The 5,626-nt window shown below is 69.4% G+C and carries 6 protein-coding genes; 2 read left to right on the forward strand and 4 right to left on the reverse strand.

What is annotated here, in order from left to right:
- The first annotated feature begins 1 nt into the window (after position 1).
- Both ASJ79_RS33250 and ASJ79_RS17360 read left to right on the forward strand, forming a co-directional pair.
- Positions 2–946, forward strand: a complete 945-nt coding sequence (locus tag ASJ79_RS33250) for a secretion protein EccK (RefSeq protein WP_231750889.1) — start codon at positions 2–4, stop codon at positions 944–946.
- 15 nt (positions 947–961) lie between these two features.
- Positions 962–1,975 (forward strand): hypothetical protein, encoded by a 1,014-nt coding sequence (locus ASJ79_RS17360; protein ID WP_231750890.1) that lies wholly within the window; start codon positions 962–964, stop codon positions 1,973–1,975.
- Here ASJ79_RS17360 and ASJ79_RS17365 read toward each other — a convergent pair whose 3' ends face one another.
- The 4 genes from ASJ79_RS17365 to ASJ79_RS17380 form a co-directional block, all read right to left on the reverse strand.
- Positions 1,976–2,287 (reverse strand): type VII secretion target, encoded by a 312-nt coding sequence (locus tag ASJ79_RS17365; protein ID WP_067957589.1) that lies wholly within the window; start codon positions 2,285–2,287, stop codon positions 1,976–1,978.
- Positions 2,284–3,048, reverse strand: coding sequence for a hypothetical protein (locus ASJ79_RS17370; RefSeq protein ID WP_067957591.1), 765 nt, complete (start codon positions 3,046–3,048; stop codon positions 2,284–2,286). Before ASJ79_RS17370 ends, ASJ79_RS17365 begins: the two co-directional genes overlap by 4 nt.
- Positions 3,049–3,055: 7 nt before the next feature.
- Positions 3,056–4,582 (reverse strand): type VII secretion integral membrane protein EccD, encoded by a 1,527-nt coding sequence (gene eccD, locus ASJ79_RS17375; protein ID WP_067957594.1) that lies wholly within the window; start codon positions 4,580–4,582, stop codon positions 3,056–3,058.
- The coding region (locus ASJ79_RS17380; RefSeq protein WP_067957597.1) for a MinD/ParA family protein at positions 4,579–5,626 on the reverse strand (1,048 nt) is incomplete at its 5' end. The genes ASJ79_RS17380 and eccD, both read right to left, overlap by 4 nt.

Below are 5,626 nucleotides of genomic sequence, written 5' to 3' on the forward strand. Positions count from 1 at the left end.
CGTGGTCAACACCTTCTTCCACGACGACGCCTCACCCAACCGGGACGGCTCGGTCTCGTCCATCAGCCGGGCCAGCACCTTGTGCTCGACGGCCGGCACCAGCGGTACCGCCGCCGCCGCGCCCATTCCGGTGTCACCGGCGCGCGCCGAACGCGACGCGATCCTGTCGGCGTCGACGGCCGGCGCCCTGCGCCGCAAGACCAACGGCAGCGATCCCCTGCAGCGCGCCCGCCACATCGGCGCCGCGCTGAACGTCGGCGTCATGGACTTCGGCTTCTACTGGGTCACCGGCGTCACCACCGACGGCACGATCATCGTCGCCAACAGCTACGGTCTGGCCTACATCCCGGACGGCGTCAACCTGCCCGACCACGTGCAGATGGCCACCGCCGACGAATCGATCCCCGCCACCGAACGCGCCAAGTGGACGACCTATCCCATCCTTGCCGTACAAGGATGGGCACATCACCACAACCATCAATTGCGTGCCGTCGTCGCGACCGACGAGCAGTTCGCCACCTTCGACCCGGGTGTCGCCAAGATCGTCCTGACCCAGGACGACATCCCCGACACCGGCCTGATGCAGGGCCGCGGCCGCCTCGAGGTCCTCTCCCCCGCCGCGGCCCAACGGCTCAGCGCCGTCAGCGATTTCGGGCTCAACGATCTTCTTCCGCCGGCCACCGCCGATGTCGAAGCGCCCGCCGACGACACCGCGCGGCTCTGGTTCGAGGTGACCAAGCCCCTCATGAGCACCAACCCGCAACGCAGCGTTCCGCACCTCAAGGCGTTCGTCACCTACGCCGCGCACGCCCAGGAGATCGCGCTCTACAACGCGCACACCGCCGCCGAACCGGCCGATCAGCGACGGGCCATCGCCGACTGGGTGTACTGGCAACACCTCGAGGTCCTGATGAACGACGCCGTCGGCGCGGACGCCGCCGTGTAGGTACCGTCGGTGGAGATGACTCAGCCGGGACGTCTCCAACCGCCCGTCGTGGTGGGCGCGTTGCTCGCGGTCGTCGTGCTCGTTGCCGCGACGCTGCTGATCTCCCGCGGCGATTCCGATCAACCGCCGTCACCGGCGGCGCCGGCTGCCCCGCCGAGCCCCACGGTGGACGCCGACAAGATCGCCAGTGCCCGGGACGACGATCCGGTCAGCATCATCACCGAGGACCCGACCTGCCCGGAGTGGGAGCCGATCACCGCCGCGCTGAACACCGAGCTCGGCAATGGCTGGCATCGCCGCGACCCTGCGCTTCCGCAGACCGAATGGACCCCGGATCAACGCCGGCAGTACGACGCGGTGGCCGACGCGATGCGTGAGGCCGCGGACAAGACCGTCCCGCTGGCCAAGCAGACCCCGCACCGTGTCATGCGCGAACTGTATGAACAGGCCATCGCGTACTGGCGTGCCTATGCCGAAAGCGTCGACAACTACCGCCCGGTGGCAGACGAGCTCGCCCGGACAGCGATCAGCGCCGCCGAGGCTGTTCAGTCGATCTGCGCTGCAATCGATTTCGGAGCCGCCGCGGATCGCGGCCCGCTGGTGCTGCCTGGCCCTCCGCCGGTACCCGAAGGGCCCCTATCCGACCCCGCCCGTCCGCCCCGGTTCATCGCCGGGCCCTCGGCCTTCTGCAACGAGTGGACCTCGATGGTGCTCGAGTACGCCGACCAGACCCGCGAATGGCGGGACCGGCACGACCCCAATCTCCCTGGGGTGCATCGTCCCCCAGAGCTGCGGGAACTCGGCGACGACGTCGCTGCGATCATGCAGCAGAACGCCGATCAGGCTCAGCTGCTCGGCCTCATGAGCGGCAATCTGACCGCCGCCGATTTCGCCGCGCTGTCCTCGCACTACCGGCGAGCATTCGCGTTGGCGCTGCCGACCTATGGTCTGCCGGACACCCACCTCGATGCTGCCGCCACCCGGTTGCAGTCCCTGACCGACCACGCCTGCCGAGCCGTCAGGCGATAGTCACCTCGGGACCGGGATCTCGACACCGTCGATGGTTTCTCCGGACGCCTCGTCGGTGGCGTCGTACCGGTCGGCGGCACTCCGCAGATCGGAGCCGTAGGTGCGCGCCGAACCGGCGACATTGTTCATCTCGGTGGCGATCGTGGTCTGCGCCGCGTAACACGCAGCGGCGGTCTGCAATTGCGGTACGCCGGCGGCCGCGTCGCCCAGCGGGGCGTCGGCCTGCAGGCCCGCCATCCGGTCGCCGGCAGAGGTGAAATCGCCACCGACCCGGCGCAGCACGCTGGTGTCGACTTCAAGCGGCGCGGTCATAGATCAATCCTCTCGTCCGGTTCAGCGGCGCGGTGGCGGCCCTCGCGCTGTTCGCCGGCCGCGTCCGACTTCTCCTTGGCATCCTGCGCATCCGGCGCACGCTCGGCGTCCGGCGCACGCTCCGCATCGGGCTCCGCCGCGGCGGCTCCCTCCTCAGGCGCAACAGGAGCTTCAGGTGCCCTGCCTTCGTCCGACGATGAGCCGGTCTGGCCGCCCGCGCCGCCCTGACCGAACTGCCCGACCATCTGCTGCACCTGCTGCCCGGCTTGCTGAGCGCCCTGCATGACTCCCTGCGGAACCGCAGCCACCGCGCCCATCACCTGCATCGGCATCTGCGCCATCTGACCGGCCATCTGCATCGGCATGTTCATCATCTGACCCGCCGAGTCGGCGCCGCCGGCCCCCGACGGCACACCGCCTCCGCCGGAGCCCGTCCCGGGCGCATTGGGGCGATTCTGCATCTGCTCGGTGATCGCGGCGCCGTTGCGGGCATCGGTGGCCGCATACGCCCGTGCCGCGTTCTGCACGTTCTCCGCGGTGGTCGTCGCCTGCGCCTTGATCAACGGCAGCTGCGTCATGATCGGTGTCTCGATCGCCGGTATCTGCCCGATGATCGCCACCGACAACGGGTCCGTCCCGACCGGCATGAACGGTGGCGGAGCGGCCGGCAACTGGCCGGCCGCACTCGAGAGCGCGCCACCGGCTGCGCTGAGCTCCTCGGGATTGACCGAGAGCGGTGGTGGGGTGCCGCCTGTCGCCATATCGCTCCTAGAACCGCAGGTTTCGCAGCACGTCGTACACCCCGGAGATCCACAGCAGCATCGGGATCACCGCGGCGATGGTCGCCCCGTCCAGCAACTCGAGGATCCGTTTCGTCACCGGCGAGATCCGGCGCACACCTTCACTGGCACCGACGATGATCACCGCGACCAACGCCAGCGCCGTATAGACGGCAAGCAGCAGCCACGCCCGCTCCGGATACCACAGGCAGAGCCGCACCACGAGGCCCGTCGGAATCGCCACCGCTGCCGCCATCAACGCCCACGCGCACCACCGCTCGGCGTAGAGCCGCGACCGGAACCCGCACAGCATGGTCACCAGGGTGGCGACGATGAGGCTGTGCACGAAGAAATGGCCCTGCACGACAACCGAGATCGACCCGACCGCGAGGATCAACGCGCCCGCGCTCAGGAAGCCGATCAGCAGTCGCTTGGCCAGTCGGCTCCGCTCGGTCAGCCGGGCCGCTGAACTCGGGACCGACGCGATGATCGCCTGCCACGTCTCCGACTCCTCGGAGGCATCCGTGGTCGTCACCGGATCCAGCAGTTCGTCGTTGGTGACCGTCTCCCCCGGCGCCGGGATCGGCGGCAGCGCGATCCGCGCCACGGCCACGGTCAGTTTCGCGGCGTTGGTCACGACGATCAGCCCGAAAGCGATCGCGCCTGCCGGAACCCACTCGTTCCAGCCGTATCCGAACGCGACGGCGGCGATGGTCAGCGCCAGCGCCACGACGGCGAGAAACGCCGCGATCTCCGCACGCCTTCGCGGTCCGCCGCGGGTGGCCAGCACCATCAACAACACCAGCGCGCCGGCGCCCGCCACCTGGGGGGCGCCGAGAGAATCCACCCCTTCGGGCAACGGCACCGCCAACACCACGGCACCGGCGAACGCCACCATCGAGGACACCAGCAGGCTCTCGGCCATGTTCACGTTGTCGAACCGCTTCTGAGCCAGCATGCTGCCGCCCAGCAGTCCGAGGCCGAGCACTCCGAGAGCCACCGCCCACCACCAGTGCCGGCCGGTCGAGTCCCACGACAGCACCGCAATCGTGGTGACCATCAACGCCGCCAGCGGCAGAACCAGTCCGACGAAACGGTACAGCGCACCGCGGTCGAACTCCGGTGTCTCGTCGAGCACCGCGATCGCGTCGATGACGTCCTCGACCAACGGCCGGTACCGCTCGGTGCGGCTCACCGACACGACGGTCAGCAACGATCCGTCCACCACGCCGGCGTCGTCGAGGGAGTCGGTCAGCTTGATCGGCGGCGCCCCCGGCCGCGCGAACGACCACACGCCCTGGGCCTTGAAATCGAAGCCCGCCAACACATCCTGCGGTGTGTCGGCGAGAATGTCGGCCAGCACCGACACCGTCTCGTCGACATAGGTCTCGATCGGCGCCGCCGACGGCAGCACCAGATCGGTCATCCGCCGGCCGGTCAGGATCGTGACACGCGTGGTCGACGGGCGCCCCGGCGCGGTGCCCGACGACGTCGGAGGGGCAACCGTTGCGGTCAACGCCGCTCAAGCCTGTCGAAGTCGTCGGACAGCGCCGCCGCGAGCTCGACGACCCTGCGGTTGAAGGTCTTGCCCAGCAGCCCGAGCTGGATCTCGGTGCCCGCCGCGATGTGCTTGTCCCACGGCAGAACGATCACCCGCCCGGCCGGCACGTGCCGCTCGAACTGCTGCACCAAGTCCTCGACGTCGATGTTCGGCTTGCCCGGTGTCACGTGGTTGATCACCACGCAGGACCGGCCGAGCAGGTCCTGATAACCGTTCTGGCGCAACCAGTCCATCGTGATCGCCGCCTGCCGCGCCCCGTCGATCGACGCGCTCGCGACGATCACCAGACCCGACACCGTCGACAGCACACCGCGGGCGCCGGGCTGGAACAGCCCCGCGCCGCAGTCGGCGAGGACGAGGTTGTAGTAGCGCGACACGATCTCGGTGGCGGCGCGCCAGTCCTCGTCGTTGAACTCGCGCCGTGCCGCGCTGTACTCGTCGGAGGACAGCACTTCCAGGTTCGCGGAGTTCATGCTCGTGTAGGCGCGGATGTCGTTGTACCGCTTCAACTCTTTGTCCGACAGCAGGTCCCCGATCGTCGCCGCGGACTGGCGGCCGGCCCGGTCGGCGAGATTACCGCCGTCCGGATCGGCATCGATCGCGAGGATGCGGTCCCCGCGGATGCTGGCGAGCGCGGATCCCAGCGCGACCGTGACCGCGGTCTTGCCGACGCCGCCCTTGAGCCCGAAGACACCGATGTGGTAGGAGTCGCGGGCGTTGCGGCGGATCCTGGCGTGCAGGTCCAGCTCGTAGAGTTCGTCCGGCGAAAGTCCGAGGTTGATCCGGGTCATCACGTAAAGCCAATGCCGCCAACCGCGTTGGGACGGCATCTTCACCGCGGACCGGACCCCGACGTGGGACAGGGCGTCGATCGCCCGATGGTTACCCATCGACGCCGCCGACGTCGCCGGCGCCGCCGGGCGCTGCTGCTCGGTGTTCTCGTAGAACTGCGACGGCGGGGGCGCCGGGGCCGGCCGGGGCGGGGCGGCCGGCATGGGC

Source organism: Mycobacterium sp. NAZ190054, from assembly GCF_001545925.1.
Classification (GTDB): Bacteria; Actinomycetota; Actinomycetes; order Mycobacteriales; family Mycobacteriaceae; genus Mycobacterium.

Bases quoted from the DNA above. Each gene is read 5' to 3' on its own strand.
- ASJ79_RS17365 (WP_067957589.1), bottom strand. From the start codon at position 2,287: ATGACCGCGCCGCTTGAAGTCGACACCAGCGTGCTGCGCCGGGTCGGT.
- ASJ79_RS17370 (WP_067957591.1), bottom strand. From the start codon at position 3,048: ATGGCGACAGGCGGCACCCCACCACCGCTCTCGGTCAATCCCGAGGAG.
- ASJ79_RS17360 (WP_231750890.1), top strand. From the start codon at position 962: ATGACTCAGCCGGGACGTCTCCAACCGCCCGTCGTGGTGGGCGCGTTG.